The following is a 20,693-nucleotide window of genomic DNA, read 5'->3' as shown; positions in this document are numbered from 1 at the left end:
ATTTGTAAAATATATAACTGCCTTTCTTTTCTTACCCTGACGGATTTTTATGCCAATGCTGCTCAATAACCGCTATCAAGTGATTCAGACTTTAGGAAGCGGTGGGTTTGGAGAAACATTTTTAGCAGAAGATACCCAAATGCCCTCTCGTCGCCGTTGTGTAATTAAACAATTAAAACCGATTCAGGATAATCCTCAAGTTTACCAATTGGTACAGCAGCGGTTTGGGCGGGAAGCAGCGATTTTAGAAGAAGTGGGTGATGGCAGCGAACAAATTCCCAAACTTTATGCCTACTTTTTGGAAAACGGGCAATTTTACTTAGTACAAGAGTATATTCAGGGACAAACTCTCACACAGAAAATCCAACAGCAGGGATTAATGAGTGAGAGTGGGGTGAAAGAAATTTTAATTAGTATTTTGCCAGTTCTCGATTATGTTCATAGCAAAGGCATTGTTCATCGAGATATTAAGCCTGATAATATCATTCTTCGCAACCCCCCCGCTTCCAGCACCCCCCCTTATCAAGGGGGGGTTAGGGGAGGTGAGCCGGTACTGATTGACTTTGGTGCGGTCAAAGAAACGATAGGAACGTTAGTTACTCCTTCTGGCAATTCTACAAGGTCAATTGTAATTGGTACACCAGGGTTTATGCCTAGCGAACAATCGGTAGGACGCCCGATGTTTGCCAGCGACATTTATAGTTTGGGTTTAACAGCAATTTATTTGCTCACTGGTAAAATGCCACAAGAAATGGGAACAGATCCGGCAACTGGTGCGCTGTTGTGGCGGCAATACGCTCTGGGTGTGACTCCCAGTTTTGCAGCAGTATTGGATAAAGCGATTCAGTTTAATGCACGGGATCGTTTTGCCAGCGCCAGAGAAATGCTACAAAGTTTGCAATCTGGTGCTGCTCCTTTTCCTCCTACCGTGCCTTACACCCAACCACTAGTGGCAACTACACCGTCTTCGCAAATACCTCAAAACACTGTAGCTGTTAGCCCTAGCAATTCCTATAAAACTCCTGTTAATCAAAGCAATAGGGGTGGGCAAAGGGGAATCTTACTCGGTAGTATCATTGCAGGCATTTTGATCGGCACATCTGTAATCATTGGTTTTGTCCTCAACAACAGGCAACAACTTCCACAGATCGCCCAACAAGAAATTCCCCAGTCAACGAGTGAACCCAGCCCAACACCTGTAGAACCAAAATCAGAATCTTCTCAACAACCTCTAGAACCCAATCATACTGTATCATCTGAGCCAACACCGGAAACTTCCATTCCTCAAGCTGTCAGAACATCTCCAGAAGAATTTATACGAAATTATTATGCAACTATTAATCAAGGAGAATATCAACAGGCTTGGAAATACCTGGCTCCCAGTTTCCAAAGTAATAAACGTCTTCACCCTCAAGGTTATCTTTCTTACATCGATTGGTGGGGAGGTAGGGTTCAACAGATAGAAGTAGATAAAGTGAACTTAATAAAAACAGGTACACAAACCGCCACAGTGAATGCTCAGTTGAAATATTTGATGAAAAATGGAAGAGTAGTTCCTAGTTCTGTAAACTTTTCCCTTTTATGGGATGTCGAAAATAGTGGATGGGTTATTGCTGATGCTAAGTAGCTTGCCCGTAACTTTTAACTCATATATTTCGTCTAAGTATTTAATATACATTTGATAAGGACGAGTCCCTTAGGTTAGTGTTTCACTGACGCTTTGAACGGAGCATGACAATAACACAGCTAAACAATCGCTATCAAGTTATTCAGGTACTGGGTGCTGGTGGGTTTAGTGAAACCTTTTTAGCAGAAGATACTTACATGCCTTCCCGCCGTCGCTGTGTGATTAAACAACTCAAACCAGTGACAAACGATCCCCAAACCTACAAAATGATTCAACAAAGGTTTGAACGGGAAGCTGCAACTTTAGAGTATTTGGGTGAAAGCAGTGATCAAATACCTAAACTCTATGCCTACTTTTCAGAAAATGGGCAATTTTACCTGGTTCAGGAATGGATTCAAGGTCAAACTCTAACAAATATTGTCGAGGCTCAAGGGCCATTAAGTGAAAATAAGGTTAGAGAAATTTTATTGAGTTTGTTGTCAGTTCTAGATTATGTCCACAGCAAAGGTATTATCCACCGCGATATTAAACCAGACAACATAATTCTGTGCAACCCCCCCGCTTCCAGCACCTCCCCTGCTCAAGGGGGGGTTCGGGGGGGTAAACCTGTCTTAATTGACTTTGGCGCAGTTAAGGAAACGATACGTTCAATAGTCACTTCTCCAGGGCATCTCACTCAATCTTTGGTAATTGGTACACCTGGATATATGCCTAGCGAACAAGCTGTAGGACGCCCAGTTTATGCTACTGATATCTACAGTTTGGGCTTGACAGGAATTTATCTTTTGACTGGCAAGCCGCCCCACGAGTTACAAACTAATCTGCAAACTGGGGAAATTCTTTGGCAGCATCTTGCTCCTGGAGTATCAACACAATTGGCGATAGTTCTCAACCAGGCAATTAAGCCCCAAGCTAGCGATCGCTACTCCACTGCGAGCAAAATGTTACACGCTTTGCAATCTCTCGGTTCTATGCCTTCGGCACCGTCATATCAGTCAACTCAATCTACAGTTGCTTTGTCTCCTGTTGCTGCACAAACTCAGCCTTTGCCTTCTTCCCAAAAATCAGCTTTTATTCCTGCCTCTACCACAGATAAAAATTGGCAAAAACCCGCTTTGATTTTTGGTGGTTTAGTGATCGGTGGTTTGATTGGTGGGATAGCGATCGCTAACATCACTCGCCAACCCCAACCTGAAACAACTATTGCTACATCACCTGCACCTGAAACTACACAAGAACCTACCGCAACAAATCCAACTGTTGCACCAGAATCTGTTGCTCCTACAAACGAACCCGACGATACGCCTGCTGCTTCCCAACCTCCCTTAGTAGAACCTACCTCTCCACAGAAACCAGCTGCTGCTGTTCCTTCTTCACCTCCAATTGCTTTTACACCAGAACCTCCGCAACAACCAACAACTTTTGAACCAGCACCAGAACCCCAGCCACAAGATTCTCAGCCCCCAACAGTTTCTACATCAGAACCAAAACCACCTCAACAAGACAACCCACCACCAAAGCAAGAAAATAAGCAAGAAGTTGCCACAAATATCACCAGTGGCAGTGTACCTGGATTTCCCACAGGTACTTCTGAAAGTACTATTAGAGAAGCATTAGGAAAACCAAGTAAAGTTTCCAAAGGTTTATGGAATACTCGTGCTTATCTTTATCGGTTAAAGCCAAATCGTGTTGATCTTGGTTATTTATTTGATCGCAAATCAGGCATATTGCGGCAAACAGAAGTAAGTTTTGCTCAATCTGTCTCACCTGATGTTATGCGATCAAGGTCAGCAAGTCAGCAAACGACCAGCTATTAAAAAATGGTGGGGTGAATATTATGCCAGCAAGCAAGACACAATCTCTGGCATCTGCCTACTGACAGGTGAAAACACTAATATTGTTAGTCGGAAGATGCCCATGATGGTTAAAGGTGTACCAGGTTCTTCCACTTCTGGCGCTGCTATCACCAGCTTTGATAAAGCGGCTTACCAATCACACGGGTGGGAAGGTAACACCAATGCACCTATTGGGTTTGAGTCTGCTGTTCGGTTTCATAAAGCCTTAGAAATATTAATGTCTAGAGATGCTAATCATAAAAAGATTGGTAGACAAGCGTTTGTTTTCTGGGGAGATGTGGAAGGTGAAGGTATTGATCCGCAATTATGGGAAGATCCATCAGCTGCTCAGGGTATTTTTGTTACCCCCAATCAACCTAGCAAACTGCCAAGCGATCGCACTCTATCTCGTCATTTTTATCTAGCTGCACTCAAGGGTAATAAGGGAAGAATTGCTGTTAGCAGTTGGGATGAATGCACATCTGAGCAAATTAAATCTAGCGTCAAACGATTTGTCAAATGTCAACAACTAACATCTGACACTAAAGCTAAACCAGTATGGGTACTGCGTAACAGTGCATTTTTTGACCCTGTTAAAGAGTACACCGACAAAATCACCACTGCTTTAGTCAAGGCTGCTTTGCTCGGTATGCCTCTACCGGATGAATATGCCATCCGGATTATGAACCGAATTTGTCAAGAACAAGATGTCATGCGATCGCTTGTTCGAGCACAAGCTTTAGCTTTTTATCTCACTACTAATGTCAGTATGCCAACACTACCCGAATTAGAGAAACGCCCCACACCAGAACAAGTAGCTTACATTTTAGGGCGCATCGCATTTTTGATGCACAGAGCGCAAGTGACAGCACAAAACCTTCAAAAAGAAGATACTAACGTCACAAGATCATTAAAGGCTCTATCAACTACACCCGCCCAGGTTTTCCCTCGTCTGTATTATGGTTGCATTGCTCATCACCTAGAAGAAAAAGAAGGTGGTGCATTATTATTCTGCATCAAAAAAGCACTAGATGAAGAATTTGCTAAGTTTGGCAGTAATTTTAACCCATCTATTGATTTGCCTGACACTCTTGATGTCAAAGCTCAAGCCTGCTTTTTCTTGGGCTGGGGCATTCGTAGGGCTGAATTTTTTACCAAATCTGAGGAGTAATTATGACCATACACCTAGACCCAACCAAAAAACACGATGCTATCCTGCTGTTTGACTGCCTTGACGGAAATCCCAACGGCGATCCGGATGCTGGCAACCAACCCCGAATTGATCCACAAACCAGACAAGGACTAGTAACTGATGCTTGTCTCAAACGTAAAGTGCGTAATTATGTGGAGATGGTAAGTAAGGATGAGGACAAACCGGAAAAATACAAACTTTTTATTGAACAGGGTGGAGTGCTACGAGAAACAATAAAACGTGGTTATGTAGCAATGAATTTCCCAGAAAAAGAAGGAACACCAGAGCAGCAAGCTAAGGTAGCTGAGTGGATGCAGCAAAATTTCTATGATATAAGAATGTTTGGTGCAGTTCTTTCTATTGGTTTAAAAGCTGGGCAACTTTGGGGACCAATGCAAATTAGTTTTGCCAGAAGTATTGACCCTGTACTCCCTCAATCCGTTACTATTACCCGATGTGCTGCTACAGAGGAGCGTGAAGGTAAAGATAACAAAACTATGGGAAGAAAAGAAATTTTACCCTATGGTTTGTACAAAGCTCATATTTTTTATAATCCTCACTTGGCTGCAAACTGTGTAACCCAGCGTGATTTAGAACTATTCTGGGAAGCCTTAATTAAAGCCTGGGAATTTGATCGCTCATCTTCACGCGGATTTATGGCTTGTCGCGGGTTTTATGTATTCACTCATGCTGCTAAATATGGTAATTACCCAGTTCATCAGCTTTTTGATAAACTGCAAATACAAGCAAATGCTGATGTACCTCGCAGCTTTTCTGACTACAAAATAAAAGTCGATGACGATCGCTTCCCAGATGGCGTGACATTAACTAGACTAGCTTAAAGTGCGCGAATGGCTAGGTGTTAAAACGAAGTAACTATGAGTAAACCCGAAACTTTTGCACAGTATGAATTCAGCGTCTTGGGTCGCTATAACCATCCGCGCACCTTACTTAACAAGGATTTGAGCGTTTTAGTTATTTACTCTTTGTACTGGCATGAGATACTGGGCAGGTATCCGCGCAAACTCTTTTACAAATCTCGTCTTTTCAAAGGTTTCTCAAGACGGGGGTGACAATTACCTTATTAGGTGATTGAGGATTGAAACACTTGCTTGATAGGGATTCATAATGCTGAAACTCGGTGACAATTACCTTATTAGGTGATTGAGGATTGAAACAACCCAACGGCACCTCAGCAACCTTCACCCAGTGTAGTGACAATTACCTTATTAGGTGATTGAGGATTGAAACTTGGAGCGTAAAATAGCGACTATTAACCACTATTGTGACAATTACCTTATTAGGTGATTGAGGATTGAAACATCAACGCCTGCTTCTGACTTATCGGTTTTAAAGGGGGTGACAATTACCTTATTAGGTGATTGAGGATTGAAACTGGAATGTTACAGCTCTCAGGGAACTTAGAAGTGACAATTACCTTATTAGGTGATTGAGGATTGAAACACAGGGTGCATCCCAAGAGTTCCCTACCGATCGCACTCGTGACAATTACCTTATTAGGTGATTGAGGATTGAAACTACCCAATGCTCTCCAAAGTAGACAATAGTAGAAGTGACAATTACCTTATTAGGTGATTGAGGATTGAAACAACCTATCGCCTATTCTAATTCTGTGAATATCTTGTGGTGACAATTACCTTATTAGGTGATTGAGGATTGAAACGGCTCCCTCTAGACCCTGAAAGATTCCCCCAAGTGACAATTACCTTATTAGGTGATTGAGGATTGAAACTCCCAAGTGTGCTACCCATGGGAATTTCTGAGTTGTGACAATTACCTTATTAGGTGATTGAGGATTGAAACATCTCTAAACTCCTTAACTTAATGGATATGCCGGGAGTGACAATTACCTTATTAGGTGATTGAGGATTGAAACAGGATTAGCAGAGATAGGGGACTCAATAATTTGGTGACAATTACCTTATTAGGTGATTGAGGATTGAAACAAATTCTGAAGAAATCGAAACGATTCCGCAGCAAGGTGACAATTACCTTATTAGGTGATTGAGGATTGAAACAATTCGCAAAGGAATTACCGCTATATCTGTGGGAGGTGACAATTACCTTATTAGGTGATTGAGGATTGAAACTTTAGCCGCTATTTTTATAAGCTCTTGTAATTTAGTGACAATTACCTTATTAGGTGATTGAGGATTGAAACAAATCCAAGCAATAATCCAATCGCCAAAGTACCAGGAAGTGACAATTACCTTATTAGGTGATTGAGGATTGAAACGGGAAGCCCGACGTGGGAAGTCGGACGCCCCCTGGGTGACAATTACCTTATTAGGTGATTGAGGATTGAAACAGACAAGGACTTCCAGAGAAGAACAATAGCTGGGCTGTGACAATTACCTTATTAGGTGATTGAGGATTGAAACAGCAAGTACAGATGCAATCTGTTGACCAGACTTAGGATGTGACAATTACCTTATTAGGTGATTGAGGATTGAAACTCTATACTAGTCCGATGTTCACACAGCGTACACTGGCGTGACAATTACCTTATTAGGTGATTGAGGATTGAAACAGCATAGCATCTACCCATTTCCTCACCCTGTAGAGTGACAATTACCTTATTAGGTGATTGAGGATTGAAACGGTATCTTCTTGACGTCAAATGGTACTTCACCTACTGAGTGACAATTACCTTATTAGGTGATTGAGGATTGAAACACCGTCACCGCTTGGGCTTCTGGGAGCGTTTGCGCAGGTGACAATTACCTTATTAGGTGATTGAGGATTGAAACGTGGTGATTACTACGAATACATCTTGGAGAACTTAGGTGACAATTACCTTATTAGGTGATTGAGGATTGAAACAGTGAATCGTTCAGGCCACGTGTAACCCTCAGCGTTAGTGACAATTACCTTATTAGGTGATTGAGGATTGAAACTTATATTTAATCCTTTAGCATCTGCAAGTTTTGTGACAATTACCTTATTAGGTGATTGAGGATTGAAACAATCACAGAGGATAAAGGAGTATTAAATTTATCAATGTGACAATTACCTTATTAGGTGATTGAGGATTGAAACTAGTTTGCAAAACTTCGATAGGTACTGAGCTTTGTGACAATTACCTTATTAGGTGATTGAGGATTGAAACGGGCTTGAGGGAGGGGTGATCCTTCTGATCCTTCGTGACAATTACCTTATTAGGTGATTGAGGATTGAAACAAGCAATCTCAGTATCTTCCGCAATAGCGGCAGCGGTGACAATTACCTTATTAGGTGATTGAGAATTGAAACTAGGTTCCACTACCAATGACATAGATATAGTTCATTATGTTTCACTTACTTGGATAGATACGTTTTTTTCAGAAAATTAATAAGCTCATAGCAAGAATTGATTGGTAATGGGGTATTTTCAAAAGGCGAACCTCCTAATTTGGAGTTTCACTAAGACTATGAACGGAGCATGACAAAGCTGCTGAACAATCGCTATCAAGTTATCCAGGTACTAGGTGTTGGTGGGTTTAGTGAAACCTTTTTGGCAGAAGATACCCATCTGCCTTCTCGCCGTCGTTGCGTGATTAAACAGCTCAAACCAATCACAAACGATCCAAAAATTTACCCCAAGATTCAGCGGCGATTTGAACGGGAAGCAACCACTTTAGAGTATTTGGGTGAAGGTAGCGAGCAAATTCCCAAGCTCTATGCCTACTTTTCTGAAAATGGACAGTTTTATCTTGTTCAAGAATGGATTAAAGGCCAAACCTTGTCAAGTCTTATTAAAACTCAAAGTTCAGTGGGCGAAACAGCAGTTAGAGAAATTTTATTAAGTTTGCTGCCTGTTTTAGATTACATCCACAGTAAAGGCATCATCCATAGAGATATCAAGCCAGATAATATTATTCTTCGCAACCCTTACGCTTCCAGCATACCTCCTTATCAAAGGGGGGTTAGGGGGGGTGAGCCGGTGCTTATTGATTTTGGTGCAGTGAAGGAAACAATACGTTCAGTAGAGAATTCGCCAGGATACACCACTCAATCGCTGGTTATGGGTACACCAGGATATATGCCAAGCGAACAAGTTGTAGGACGTCCAGTTTACGCTACAGATATTTATAGCTTAGGTTTAACAGCGATTTACTTACTGACTGGCAAACATCCACGGGAACTAAAAACCAACCCGCAAACGGGTGAAATACTTTGGCAACATCATGCTCCTGGAGTATCGCCGCAGTTGGCAATGATACTTAACCGGGCAATTAAACCCCAAGCTAGCGATCGCTACACTACGGCAAGCAAAATGCTAGATGCTTTGCAGTCTTATTCCCCTCCTACACCAAAGACAACAATTGCAATTCAACCCATTGTCACCTCGCTCCCTACTTTTAGTGCCGCATCTCAGGAAACTCAGCTATTGCCTTCCAATCAAAACGCTCCTGTTACCCTCACCTATTCCATTCCTAGAAAGTGGCAAAAGCCGACTTGGATTGTTGGCAGTTTGGTTGTTGCTAGCTTGATTGGTACGCTTGCGATCGTTAATATCACCCGCAAGCCAGAGTCTGCCCACTCACCAATATTACCCACTCCCACACCGCTTTCAACAGATCTATCTCCTGCGCCAGAATCCCCGGCTCCTACTTCTGAGGAAGCCAATCCACCAGTAAATTCGCAATCACCACCAAAACAACAGCAATCTAATCCTGTACCTTCTGTACCTACTCCATCAGAGCCTGAAGATACTGCTGAGTTTCCAGTTGCATCAGCGCCACCAGCTACAGTTTCTCAACCACAAAACAACGTACCTCGCAATCAATCATCTCGCACTATCGGCACGCAAAAAGTTCCAGGATTTTCTGTGGGTACGCAAAGAAGTACTGTAGAAGCTGCCCTTGGTAAACCAAGCCAAGATTCAAGAGGTATTTGGCGCAATACTCGTGCTGTCAGTTATATATTAGTGCCAAATCGCATTCACCTTGGCTACTTATTTGACCGTAATTCTGGCAGGATTCGTCAAACAGAGGTAGCTTTTGCTCAATCTATAGACTTTCAAGTTATGCTAACAACTTTGGAGGGAATGTTAGGGCGTCAAGTCACAGAAGAAATTAGGCAAGGATTGCTACAAGTGCGACAACGGCGATTGGATAATTTTCGTTTTGCGATCGGCTCCCTAAAAGGCCAAATTGTACGTCAAGAGTGCGGCTTGATTTACATCAGCGTATGGGATTCAGACTTACATGATTTTGTCAACCCTGCCGATGCAAGAAAGTGTTGATTTAAAAAAGGAGCCTCAGTTAGGCTCCTGTCAAATCTTCCAAAACAGAGACAAATATTGACTATTTCACACTCACCTTAGCGCCAGCTTCTTCAATGCGCTTCTTAGCATCTTCGGCAGCTTCCTTAGCAATAGCTTCCTTAACAGGCTTAGGTGCCGATTCTACCAAATCTTTTGCTTCTTTGAGACCCAAACCGGTTATTTCCCGTACAACCTTGAGTACAGCAATCTTCTTATCGGCTGGAACAGATTCAAGAATTACATCAAACTCGGTTTTCTCTTCTACTGCTTCAGCAGGTGCAGCAGCAGCACCAGGAGCAGCCATCATCATCATGCCACCAGCAGGTGCAGCAGCACTAACACCAAAGGCTTCTTCAATTTGCTTTACTAACTCAGCTGCTTCTAGCAAACTTAGGGTTTTCAATTTTTCCAAAATTTCATCAGTTGCTGCGGACATTGATATAACTCCTGTAATGTGAATTTGTTGATTGTTTGTAGTTGTTAATTGCTAATTGTTAATTGTTGATTGCAATTAGCCCTTCGGGTTCAGCAGGTGCTACGACGCGCTTAACCCGACGCCAGGTACTACAACGCGCTTAACCCGCGCAACGCTGCTTCACCATTAGCTATTAGCTATTAACCACTAACTTCTTCGCCGCCTTTGTCTTTGTCGGCATATGCTTGTAAAGCACGAGCCAGCGAACTGGGAACCTCGTTGACTCCAACGGCAATCTTTGTTGCCAAAGCATTGATTGCTCCAGCAATTTGCGCCATAAGTTGCTCTTTGGAAGGTAAATCACCCAGCGCTTTGACATCTGGTTCTTTGAGCAGACGCCCTTCCATAACGCCGCCACGAAGTTCTGTCTTCTTGGTAGCTTTCTGGAAATCTTGGTAAGCCTTAATTGCAGCAGAGAAATCCTCTTTTACTAACAAAAAGGCGGAAGAACCCTTGAGCAATTCCGACATCGGTTGCCATTTTTCATCTTCTTCGATGGCAATACCCATCAGAGTATTCTTTGTTACCTTACAAACAGTGCCAGTTGGTCGCAAGCGCCTGCGCAAATCGGTAATTTCAGCAACCGTTAGCCCCTGGTAGTCGATTACCAGTGCTAATTGTGACTCACCCAAAGTTTCTTTGAGTTCACTCACGATCGCTTTTTTGTTTTCTATGGTTCTACCCATTCTTGTTTCACCTCCTTGGAAGGAATTTGTTAATTGCTAATTGTTCATTGCGATTTACTATTAGCCATTAACAATTAGCAATTAGCCAGTAGCGAAAACAATAAACCCCAGCTGCTAAAGCCGGGGTTTAACTTGAGGGGCGAATTTTATACGCCTGATTCCTAGTGCCAGAATGCCTACACCTTCAATAGGTAAAACCTCAAGCAATTGGAATACAAACCTCGGCAGGATATTAAGCCAATGGCACCTGCTGTCTCCGGCTTTGGTTATTTAGTTGTGTCCGTTGCCATTTGTCATTAGTCATTTGTTTTTTGCCAATGACTAATGACCATTGACTAATGACTAAATTTACGCTGCTTCAGTTAATTTCAAATCGCGCAGGGCGTTGATATCAACTTTGATTGATGGCCCCATTGTGGCAGACACATATACTGTGCGCCAATAACGGCCTTTGGCTCCTGAAGGACGGTTGCGGTCGATAGTTTCTTGCAACGCCTTTAAGTTTACCAGTAAATCTTCTGGCGAGAAGGATGCCTTACCAAACATAACATGCACAATACCTGTGCGATCGGCACGAAATTCTAGTTTACCAGCTTTGAACTCAGCGATCGCACTTGCGATGTCAAATGTTACTGTTCCACCCTTTGGCGATGGCATCAAGCCACGAGGGCCAAGTAATTTACCAAGCTTTGCTACTTGCGGCATCACATCCGGTGTGGCAATCAGCTTGTCAAAATCCATCCTGCCCTTTTGAATTTCGTCAATCAGTTCTTCTGAACCGACAACATCAGCACCTGCGTTAGTTGCTTCTGTTACCTTTTCCCCTCTTGCAATCACTGCCACCCGTACTTCTTGTCCTGTACCTTTGGGCAGTACTACTGTTGTTCGCAGTTGTTGGTCTGTATACTTTGGATCAATTCCTAGCCGAATGTGTGCTTCAGCTGCTTCGGGAAACTTTGCTGTTGCTGTCTCTTTTAAAAGATTTAAAGCATCGATAGGAGCATACTCCCTATCTTCAACTTTTTCTAATAGCGCCTGCAAACGACACGATACTTTCTTTGCCATTTCTCTCTCCTGGGGTATTTAACGAGGTAAATTCTCTCCCCCGAAAATTTTTGGATTTTGGATTTTAGATTTTGTCATTTGTCCTTTGCCATTGTCTTTCCTAATGACTAATGACCAATGACCATTAACTAATCTGTCACGGTTACGCCCATATTCTTGGCAGTGCCTGCAATAATTTTCATTGCCGCATCAATATCATTGGCATTGAGATCGGGCAATTTAGTTTGAGCAATTTGCCGTAGTTGTTCCTGTGTAATTGACCCAACTTTTCTTTTGTTAGGTTCACTAGAACCTTTGTCGATTTTTGCCGCTTTAGTAATCAACACCGATGCCGGAGGTGTTTTGAGTACAAATGTGAAACTCCGATCTTCATAAACCGAAATTTCTACAGGTATCACCGTCCCAGCTTGATCTGCTGTTTTGGCGTTGTACTCCTTACAAAACATCATGATGTTAACGCCGTGCTGACCCAAGGCAGGGCCGACTGGCGGTGCTGGGTTGGCTTTCCCAGCGTTAAGGGCCAGTTTAATGACCGCTACTACTTTTTTCGCCATTTCTAATTAACTCTGTTTCTGAACCTGATTAAATTCCAATTCTACAGGTGTATCTCGTCCAAAAATCGAAAGTAAAGCTTTGAGCTTGCTTCGTTCTGGACTAACTTCTATCACCTCGCCTTCAAAGTCCTTAAATGGGCCAGAAAGCACGACTATCTTATCACCAGTCGCCATGTCAATTTTGACAATTGGCTCTTGTTCGCTAGTCTGTTTGAAGATTCGTTCTACTTCTGCATGACCTAGCGGCACTGGTTTGACGTGACCGCGGCCTTTACCACCGCCACGCTTTTGCTCTGCTCCCACAAAATTAATTACATGGGAGGTATTCCGTACTACCTGCCAGGAGTCATCATCCATCACCATTCTGACTAGTACATAGCCAGGGAAGACTTTCTCTTCTGTATGTTGACGACTACCATCTTTACGGATTTTTACTGCTGGTGTGTGCGGAATTTCTACCTGAAGAATTTTATCAGCTACATCAAACGACTGGATGCGCTGTTCTAAGTTAGTCTTCACACGTTTTTCACAACCAGAGGCTACTTGTACGGCATACCAGCGAGCTTCATGCTCTGCTGCCATACGTTCTTGTGTTTCCTCTGACTGCACAAGAAAATTGTGTTCTTCGTCTGTTGCAGAAGTCATCCGAATACCTGTTGTGCTGCCCAAGTAAAAAATTTATCAACCAAAAAAAGCACAGATGCCGATAGGGATACCATCAGCAAGACAGCTGCTGATTCGCTCACTAACTGTCTGCGACTGGGCCAAACAACTTTTTCAAATTCTTCTTTCAGTCCTTGAAAGAAGTTGCCTAAGCTAAACCCATTGCTAGTAGTTTCTTGGATTTCTGCTTCGTTTTTCTTGGCCACGGTACTTTTACTCCCCCCCATAGCTGATACAGCCATTAAATGCTAATTTTCATTTAATTTCTATAGGCGATCGCAACTTTATTTCTGAACTTTAAATAATTGCTTGAAAAAAAGCTGCAAATAAAACAATTATACCCGAAATCAAAAGTGCTGGTTGCTTGTCTTTTCAACCACTATTGCACTCGATTCGGGTTTTTCGTTTACAGCGCGCCCTGGAGGACTTGAACCCCCGACATCAGGTTTTGGAGACCTGCGTTCTACCAACTGAACTAAGAGCGCACACGCTGTCTTTGATTCAGTTATTGCATCAGACTTTTTCTAGTTTAACCCAATTTGGCGTTTTTTGTTAACTTTATTTTTGACTTCGGGAGACAAATTAGCGGCTGATGCCGCTGTTTGTGTGAATCTTTGTCCCATACTCTACATTATCGATTACAAAGCACGGTCAAAGCGCTGCTTAATCCGAGTAGCCTTGCCAACACGATTGCGTAGATAGTAAAGTTTAGCACGCCGAACTTTACCACGACGTACTACTTTGATGCTGTCTATGCGAGGAGAATGAACCAAAAATACCCGCTCAACACCAATGCCTTGAAATACACGGCGAACTGTAATGGTTTCATTAATTCCGCCATTACGCATGGCAATTACAACTCCTTCGTAGGGCTGTACACGGTATTTGTCTCCTTCTTTAATTTTGACACCCACTTTAACTGTGTCGCCCACATATATATTGGGCAGATTTGATTTTAGCTGTTCCGCTTCAATAGAGCGGATTATTTCTTGAGCGTTCATAGTCTACAGAAAAACTCACAATCATCCATAATAAATCTTCAACCCTATATCAGTCTAGTGGATTAAACTGATGACGTTTTCACCTGTTGTGTCATCAAATTAAGAAAATGTGATGTCACAAAAGTGTGCCATAGGTAGAAAACGTATGAAATTTAGCATAGTGATTACAACTTACAACCGTTTGGATTTGCTGAAAAGAGCGATAGACTCTGCTTTGAGGCAAACTATTCCCTGTGAAGTGGTTGTGGCTGATGACTGTTCCTCAGATGGCACCCAAGAGTACTTAAGTTATTGTAGAGAAAAATTTTTAGAGAGTGGAAACTTTCGCTTTGTGTACCATCGTAATCAGGTTAACTCTGGGCATGCAGCAACTGTGAATGCGGGTGTTCTTAAGTCCAGTGGTGATTGGATTAAGTTTTTGGATGATGACGACTACTTAGCTCCCAATTGTCTGGAGGAAATGGCACGAGCGATCGCACTTCGTCCCCAAGCTGTGATCGCATCTTGTATGGCTGCTCAAATTAATGAACATGAAGTTGAACTTAGCCGTACACCACAATTAGGTGCCGGGTTAGCTTTTTACACTCCACAAGCAGATATTCATTACGGTATGCTGCTCGAACTTCTTCCATTTGGTACACCTGTACAGGTAGCTTGTCGTCGTGATGTCTTCTTAAAAACAGGCGGTTGGGATTCTCAACTTGATACCAATTGTGATGATATTGATTCTTGGATTAATATTGCTAAGTTTGGTGATGCAATTTTTATTAATCAATGCCTTACTTACCGAACTATATGGCAAGGTGCTTGCAATCATAAGTTCTCTTTGTCTCGGCGCCTAAAGACTAATTCTGTGATGAAGGAGAAGATTTACTCTTTGGTTAGCGAAAAGCACTATGCTCACATTCCTGCTCTTAAAGATATTCAAAATTATTTGAAATTGCATTGGTTGCTCGTAGCTTTAAAACAGAAAAATCTTCAGAGCTTTAACAGTATAATTTTTTCTGCTATTCCTGCAATCTTTTCTTGGCAAGCCTGGAGTCTTTTGTTTCATGCTCTATTGAACCGCCGAAATTTCAGCAGCACTCAAATTCAAAAATATGTATTAATTAAATGATTCAACGGGAAAATGCACAATTTAAAACACATTCATCAAAATTACCATGCAAAGCAATTTAGGGATTAAGTATAGAATTTTTTTGCTTTCATATTATAGCTCTCCGACTTCTTTAAGAAGTCAGAGAGCTAATTTTCTAGTTTTGTTTTCTATTTTTTCTGGGAATGCTACACTCTGATTTACATATTTTTATTTTTTATATTCTAAAAATAGCAGCTACATATTTACTTGATATTAGCTCTAGTTTGATTAAATTTATATAAAGCTAAACTCTTATCATCAATTAATATTAAGGTATTCATATATAAAGCTATAGCAGTCCTATCTAATTTATAAAAAGATGCTGGAACTAACTAACCACATAGACGCGAAGCGCCTTTCCGCATGGTAGTACACAAACTACACAAAGAAGGAAGAGTTTTATCAATGATTTAGGATTGCTATATATTAATTTCTTAGATTCATCTCAAATATTATGCGAATAATACATATATTGAATCACATTCAAGAAATTGGTAACGGCATTGTAAATGTAACTGTAGACCTTGCTTGTTTGCAGGCAAAAAGCGGTTTTGAGGTAGCAGTTATTTCAGGAGGGGGAGAATACGAAGCCTTACTAACAAGTTTTGGTGTTAAGCACTACCAACTCGATCAAAGTAGGAAGCCAATTAATATTATTAAAGCGGCTGTAGGATATCGGTCAATTATACAAGAGTTTCAACCGAATATAGTCCATGCCCACATGATGACAGGAGTTGTGCTAGCAGGTTTACTCAGAAATAAAGGTGGATACGGTTTAGTTGCCACGGTACATAACGAATTTCAACGAGCCAGCATACTAATGGGACTTGCCGATAGAGTAGTTGCTGTGAGTACAGCAGTTGCCGAGTCTATGGCACGGCGTGGTATTCATCAAGAAAAGTTGCGGGTGATATGCAACGGTACTCTCGGTAGTCCCCGCAGTCGTCCGTTACAAGAGTATCAACCTTTACCATTACAACGTCCCGCGATCGCCACTGTGGCAGGGATGTATCAGCGTAAGGGTATAACTGAGTTAATTGCAGCTTTTGGACAAATTGCCTCAGATTTTCCTGAAGCCCATTTGTATCTTATTGGAAATGGTCCTGATCGCCACTTATTTGAAACACAGGCAAGTCAAACTGCCTTCACCTCCCGCATTCATTTTGAAGGCTTTCAAGCTGAACCTCAACGCTATTTGCTAGCTTGTGACATATTCGTGTTAGCATCTCACCGTGAACCCTTCGGTCTTGTACTTTCAGAAGCACGTGAAGCTAGTTGTGCTATTATTGCCACTCAAGTCGATGGCATACCGGAAGCTTTAGACAATGGAAAAGCTGGCATTTTAATACCAGCAAAAGATAGTAAAGCTTTGGCTGCCGCCTTAGTAAATTTATTGAGTAATTCAGAAGCTCTAAATGAGTGGAAAATAAAGGCGCATCAAAACTTAGAGTGGTTAGATGTTACTCGCGTTCATCAGGAAAATCTAGCGGTGTATTTAGAGTTAGTGAAAAAATGACTGTTAATGGTTAATAGCTAATAATTAACAACTAACCACTACTTGTACAAACGCTTCGGTTCATCCCGTCTTTACTAACTACTTAAAGATTTAAAGGAGCCGAAGCATTAAGCTTGTAACTACCAATAACTTGGTTAATAGCTGGTAAAAGCTTTTCGTATTGCTCGCTAGGTACAACATAGGAGTCAATCGAAACTTTATTGCCTTGATGTTTAATAAAGCTATTAACTGTTAGCCTTCCTGAAAAACCTTGAGTTTGAGTTGTATACCTCCAAGTAATTCTGACACTATTGTCGGATTGGCGTACAGGTTGATTCATCGTCAAGTTTGTTTGGGAAGCAGCAAAATTGTTGATGAAATTTTTTAACATAGTAGTCAACTGCTCCTGATCTAGCTCGCGTTCTACAATGAAAACGTTAACCTGAACTAGAGCATTTTTAGTGTTGTCCAGCCAATATATAATTACTTCATTTGCATTACTATTATCTTTGAGAGTCCATCCTTGAGGAATATCAATTGAGAATAGACCTGTCTTGTAGGTGTACGTATCAAGGTTGCTAATTTCAACTTCCTCAAATATGCCTGTTTCAGTTGTTGAGTTTGAAGAACTAGGAGGATCTGATTGGCTAGGAGTAGGGTTAGGACTAGAGTTCGATTGGTTCAAGCTTGAGTTGTTAGTATTAGAAGAATTGTCTTCTTCTGGAAGATTGGCACCAATAAAAGCTAAAAGTATAAATAAAGCTGCAAAGCTTGAGTAAACAATAATTGCTGCTTTTGCCCAAGCTCTTTGATGGGCTTTAAAATCTTGTACGCTTCGCCACTGTCTACTTCTCCAAGCCCACACATTTCCTTTTGCACCTAGAATAAAAGGCATTGGTAAGCCGAGATAGGGTATCCAGGAAATTAAACCAATCCAGACTTGGTTAGTTAGACACCACAAAGGCGATATGAGAAATGCTCCCCAATTCCAACCTTGAATTTCGAGCGGTACAGAAACAGAGGTATTAAATGTACCGCCTCCACCTACCCACATCGAGTCAGAATTTATTGGTGTACCCGGCGAGACGTACTGAGGAGGATTACTGCTTGCTGACGAATTCGACCTAGAATTTGTAGGTGTACTAGGTGAAATATATTGAGGTGGGTTACCACCAGAATTTACAACTGTAGGCGGTGGAGAATAGTATTTACCAGAGTTGTATTGGAAAGAAGGTACTGTAGGAGCAACATAATCAGCAGCAGGAGACTGCAAAGCGTCAATCATTTCTCTGGCTGTGGCATAGCGAGCCTCTGGCGAAGGGGCTATACTAACACCTGGGTTATAAGCGATCGCCCGATCCAAAATCATTCGCAAACTCGGACTAACATTTATTGCATATTGATGCCAGATAATGTTTGCTGTTCTGGGATCTGTCTCTAACTCATGCGGCATTTTCCCAGTCAACAGATAAATCATCGTCAAGGCTAAACTGTATAAATCGCTACTATAAACAGGTCTGCCAGCTGCTTGCTCTGGAGGCATAAATCCTGGTGTACCAATTACAATCGAACTGGTAGGATTGCCCTGAGAATTCAATACTGTACCCATTGATTCTCGCACTGCACCAAAATCAATCAGTACTGGTATGTTATCCGAACTCCTCAAAATTATATTATCTGGTTTAATGTCCCGGTGGATAATATGTCTGCTGTGTACGAAGTTGAGAACATATAACAAACTTTTAAGAATTTCTCGCACGGCACTCTCATTCATTACCCCTTCGGTTTGTACTTTCTCAGTGAGAGTTTTGCCTTCAATGTATTCTTGAACTAAATAAAAATTATCTTGTTCTGAAAAATAAGCATACAAATTGGGAATGCGATTGTTACTATTGCCCAAATCCTCCAATATAGCTGCTTCTCGTCTAAACCTGTCTTGAACCATTTGGTATATTTGCGGATTATTAGTAACAGGTTTTAGCTGTTTAATGACGCAACAACGACCAGAAGGCAAATGTGTGTCTTCTGCTAAAAAAGTTTTACCAAAACCACCTTCTCCTAAAACTTTAACAATCTTGTAACGATTGTTAATAGTTGATTGCAACATTGAATCTCAAGCCTCTATATTACTTTCCTAAAAAAAGTTGTACCGGAAATTAAATGACTACAATAAACTGAATTAAAAGCACAAAAATTACCAAACTTTGTATTGTTTCAGTTGGCATTGAGAACAATTATGATTTTTCACTATCTTCATAGTTAGATAGAAATAGACAAAGATGTTTATAATTCAATTTCTAACTAATTATAAGCAAAGCTTATTATTATTCTAGCTGCACAAAATCAGTGTGAAAGCTGTTTAACATAATGATGAAAGTCTCTTAATGTTTAAAAATTTACTATATTTTCTCAATCTTGTATGTAAAGAATTGATATTTTATATGTATAGTTAATTACTATTTATGAAGTCAAGAGCAACTTAAGTAACTAATGCTTTTGTTGCAGGATAGCTAGGAATTACATACAGGCGATCGCATTGTCCTTGGTAGCCCATAAGCAATACAGCTATTAACCTACTTGGATAGTATAGCCAGCACTTAAATCAACCGCTCAAAGCTTCACCAATTTGGAATGGGATGTGCTGCAAAAGTTAATTACATCTCTAGTACGTAAATATGTATGCATGCGTTAGAAAATTCTAAATTTTTGGCGATCGCTATCTAAGAGTCACATCATCACTCTAGCCTCAAAAGCAGAGGCTAATATCTAATAACATTAGAAACTTATCTTTATTTCTCAAATAGTTTATTTCTCAAATAGAGCCTATAGGAAATCATGAATTAAGTTGGGAGTACTTGCTACAGTAATCTATCTTTTTTAAAATCCCAGTAATTCACTAATTGAATCTTAAAAATAATATATGCTAGCTAGCGGTTTTTATTATTTAAAATATAACGTTTTTGAATTATTCATGGTACTAACTCTAGAACGATTAACAAATGTCAAATCTTTGGTAAATATATTACCAAAGATTGATATAGAGTAATTAAAGTTTATTTTTTATCTTTTGCCTAAAACTAGAATGGATCTAATTTTTGGACATCAAAATTGCCTGAACCTGATTTAATAATTCATCAGGATCAATAGGCTTGCGGATAATTCCAGCCAACCTGACTTCACACTCTTCATTAATCAGAGCTTCTTCATAAGCCGTAATCAACACAATAGGAAGAGATTCTAAAGTCGGGTTTTGCTGAATGCGACGAGCAACTTCGTATCCGTCTATATCTGGCATCATCAAATCTAGCAGCAAAAGAGCGGGTTGACTAGCTTCAACTTTAGCCAGTGCTGCTGTTCCGCTATTTACAATTTCAACATCATAACCCTCCAATTTGAGAACCGTTTCAAGAAAAAAGCAATTTTCAGGAACATCATCACAGATAAGAATGTAATGATGATCACTGTTTTGTTTCGCCCCTATACCACACATATTGCAATCAAAAAAAGTGAATTCCTATTTTGAAATCACCCTTACACCTTTAACTAAACAGGAGTTTATAATTCCTCCTACTCAGGATATAGTTCTTGTAATATACCCGTGAATTAAAGTTTTTCCGAAAAAATCGCTTTTTTCTGCCGTGGTATAAATGTTGTTTCAATATTGGCAAATAGGTTAAGAAAGAAAAAATAGCG

Annotated in this window: 16 protein-coding genes, 1 tRNA gene, 1 CRISPR repeat array and 1 other annotated feature; of the genes, 7 read left to right on the top strand and 10 right to left on the bottom strand. The window is 40.9% G+C overall.

What is annotated here, in order from left to right; genetic code table 11:
* Positions 1-49 precede the first annotated feature (49 nt).
* From QUB80_RS14155 to QUB80_RS14135, 5 genes are all read left to right on the top strand, one after another.
* Positions 50-1,627: a serine/threonine-protein kinase gene (locus QUB80_RS14155; protein ID WP_289790138.1), complete on the top strand. Its 1,578-nt coding sequence runs from the start codon at positions 50-52 to the stop codon at positions 1,625-1,627.
* A gap of 104 nt (positions 1,628-1,731) precedes the next feature.
* Positions 1,732-3,444 (top strand): serine/threonine protein kinase, encoded by a 1,713-nt coding sequence (locus QUB80_RS14150; protein ID WP_289790137.1) that lies wholly within the window; start codon positions 1,732-1,734, stop codon positions 3,442-3,444.
* Positions 3,377-4,633, top strand: coding sequence for a type I-C CRISPR-associated protein Cas8c/Csd1 (locus QUB80_RS14145; RefSeq protein WP_289790136.1), 1,257 nt, complete (start codon positions 3,377-3,379; stop codon positions 4,631-4,633). Before QUB80_RS14150 ends, QUB80_RS14145 begins: the two co-directional genes overlap by 68 nt.
* A 2-nt stretch (positions 4,634-4,635) precedes the next feature.
* Positions 4,636-5,496, top strand: coding sequence for a type I-C CRISPR-associated protein Cas7/Csd2 (gene cas7c / locus QUB80_RS14140; protein WP_289790135.1), 861 nt, complete (start codon positions 4,636-4,638; stop codon positions 5,494-5,496).
* 227 nt (positions 5,497-5,723) lie between these two features.
* Positions 5,724-7,927: direct repeats of the CRISPR family, unit length 37 nt; unit sequence GTGACAATTACCTTATTAGGTGATTGAGGATTGAAAC.
* A gap of 169 nt (positions 7,928-8,096) precedes the next feature.
* Entirely contained in the window at positions 8,097-9,902 is a 1,806-nt protein-coding gene (locus QUB80_RS14135) for a serine/threonine protein kinase (protein WP_289790134.1), read from the top strand.
* A gap of 61 nt (positions 9,903-9,963) precedes the next feature.
* Here QUB80_RS14135 and rplL read toward each other — a convergent pair whose 3' ends face one another.
* From rplL to rplS, 8 genes are all read right to left on the bottom strand, one after another.
* Entirely contained in the window at positions 9,964-10,359 is a 396-nt protein-coding gene (gene rplL / locus QUB80_RS14130) for a 50S ribosomal protein L7/L12 (RefSeq protein WP_289790133.1), read from the bottom strand.
* 179 nt (positions 10,360-10,538) lie between these two features.
* Positions 10,539-11,084 carry a 50S ribosomal protein L10 gene (gene rplJ, locus QUB80_RS14125; protein WP_289790132.1) on the bottom strand — a complete coding sequence of 182 codons (546 nt, stop codon included), beginning with the start codon at positions 11,082-11,084 and terminating at the stop codon, positions 10,539-10,541.
* A gap of 90 nt (positions 11,085-11,174) precedes the next feature.
* Positions 11,175-11,362: a sequence feature (ribosomal protein L10 leader region), on the bottom strand.
* Between the two features lie 70 nt (positions 11,363-11,432).
* Positions 11,433-12,149 carry a 50S ribosomal protein L1 gene (gene rplA / locus QUB80_RS14120; RefSeq protein ID WP_289790131.1) on the bottom strand — a complete coding sequence of 239 codons (717 nt, stop codon included), beginning with the start codon at positions 12,147-12,149 and terminating at the stop codon, positions 11,433-11,435.
* Positions 12,150-12,277: 128 nt separating this feature from the next.
* Positions 12,278-12,703, bottom strand: a complete 426-nt coding sequence (gene rplK, locus QUB80_RS14115) for a 50S ribosomal protein L11 (RefSeq protein ID WP_289790130.1) — start codon at positions 12,701-12,703, stop codon at positions 12,278-12,280.
* 6 nt (positions 12,704-12,709) lie between these two features.
* Positions 12,710-13,348, bottom strand: coding sequence for a transcription termination/antitermination protein NusG (gene nusG, locus QUB80_RS14110; RefSeq protein WP_289790129.1), 639 nt, complete (start codon positions 13,346-13,348; stop codon positions 12,710-12,712).
* Positions 13,345-13,572 carry a preprotein translocase subunit SecE gene (secE, locus tag QUB80_RS14105; protein ID WP_289790128.1) on the bottom strand — a complete coding sequence of 76 codons (228 nt, stop codon included), beginning with the start codon at positions 13,570-13,572 and terminating at the stop codon, positions 13,345-13,347. The genes nusG and secE overlap by 4 nt, the downstream gene beginning before the upstream one ends.
* 206 nt (positions 13,573-13,778) lie before the next feature.
* Positions 13,779-13,851 (bottom strand) — tRNA-Trp (locus tag QUB80_RS14100).
* Between the two features lie 153 nt (positions 13,852-14,004).
* Positions 14,005-14,367, bottom strand: coding sequence for a 50S ribosomal protein L19 (rplS, locus tag QUB80_RS14095; RefSeq protein ID WP_289790127.1), 363 nt, complete (start codon positions 14,365-14,367; stop codon positions 14,005-14,007).
* A 145-nt stretch (positions 14,368-14,512) separates the two neighbouring features.
* On the opposite strand from rplS, the gene QUB80_RS14090 reads away from it, so the two are divergent.
* Positions 14,513-15,484, top strand: a complete 972-nt coding sequence (locus tag QUB80_RS14090) for a glycosyltransferase family 2 protein (protein WP_289790126.1) — start codon at positions 14,513-14,515, stop codon at positions 15,482-15,484.
* A gap of 475 nt (positions 15,485-15,959) precedes the next feature.
* On the top strand, positions 15,960-17,021 hold the full coding sequence (locus QUB80_RS14085) for a glycosyltransferase (RefSeq protein ID WP_289790125.1): 1,062 nt from the start codon (positions 15,960-15,962) through the stop codon (positions 17,019-17,021).
* Between the two features lie 82 nt (positions 17,022-17,103).
* Here the strand turns inward: QUB80_RS14085 and QUB80_RS14080 are convergent, their stop codons facing one another.
* Positions 17,104-19,107 carry a serine/threonine-protein kinase gene (locus QUB80_RS14080; protein WP_289790124.1) on the bottom strand — a complete coding sequence of 668 codons (2,004 nt, stop codon included), beginning with the start codon at positions 19,105-19,107 and terminating at the stop codon, positions 17,104-17,106.
* A 981-nt stretch (positions 19,108-20,088) separates the two neighbouring features.
* Positions 20,089-20,490, bottom strand: a complete 402-nt coding sequence (locus QUB80_RS14075; RefSeq protein WP_289790123.1) for a response regulator — start codon at positions 20,488-20,490, stop codon at positions 20,089-20,091.
* Positions 20,491-20,693: the final 203 nt, after the last annotated feature.

The sequence above is a fragment of the Chlorogloeopsis sp. ULAP01 genome (assembly GCF_030381805.1).
GTDB lineage: Bacteria > Cyanobacteriota > Cyanobacteriia > Cyanobacteriales > Nostocaceae > Chlorogloeopsis.
Note: the sequence above shows the minus strand (reverse complement) of the source record. Positions and strands in the feature narration are given on the sequence as shown.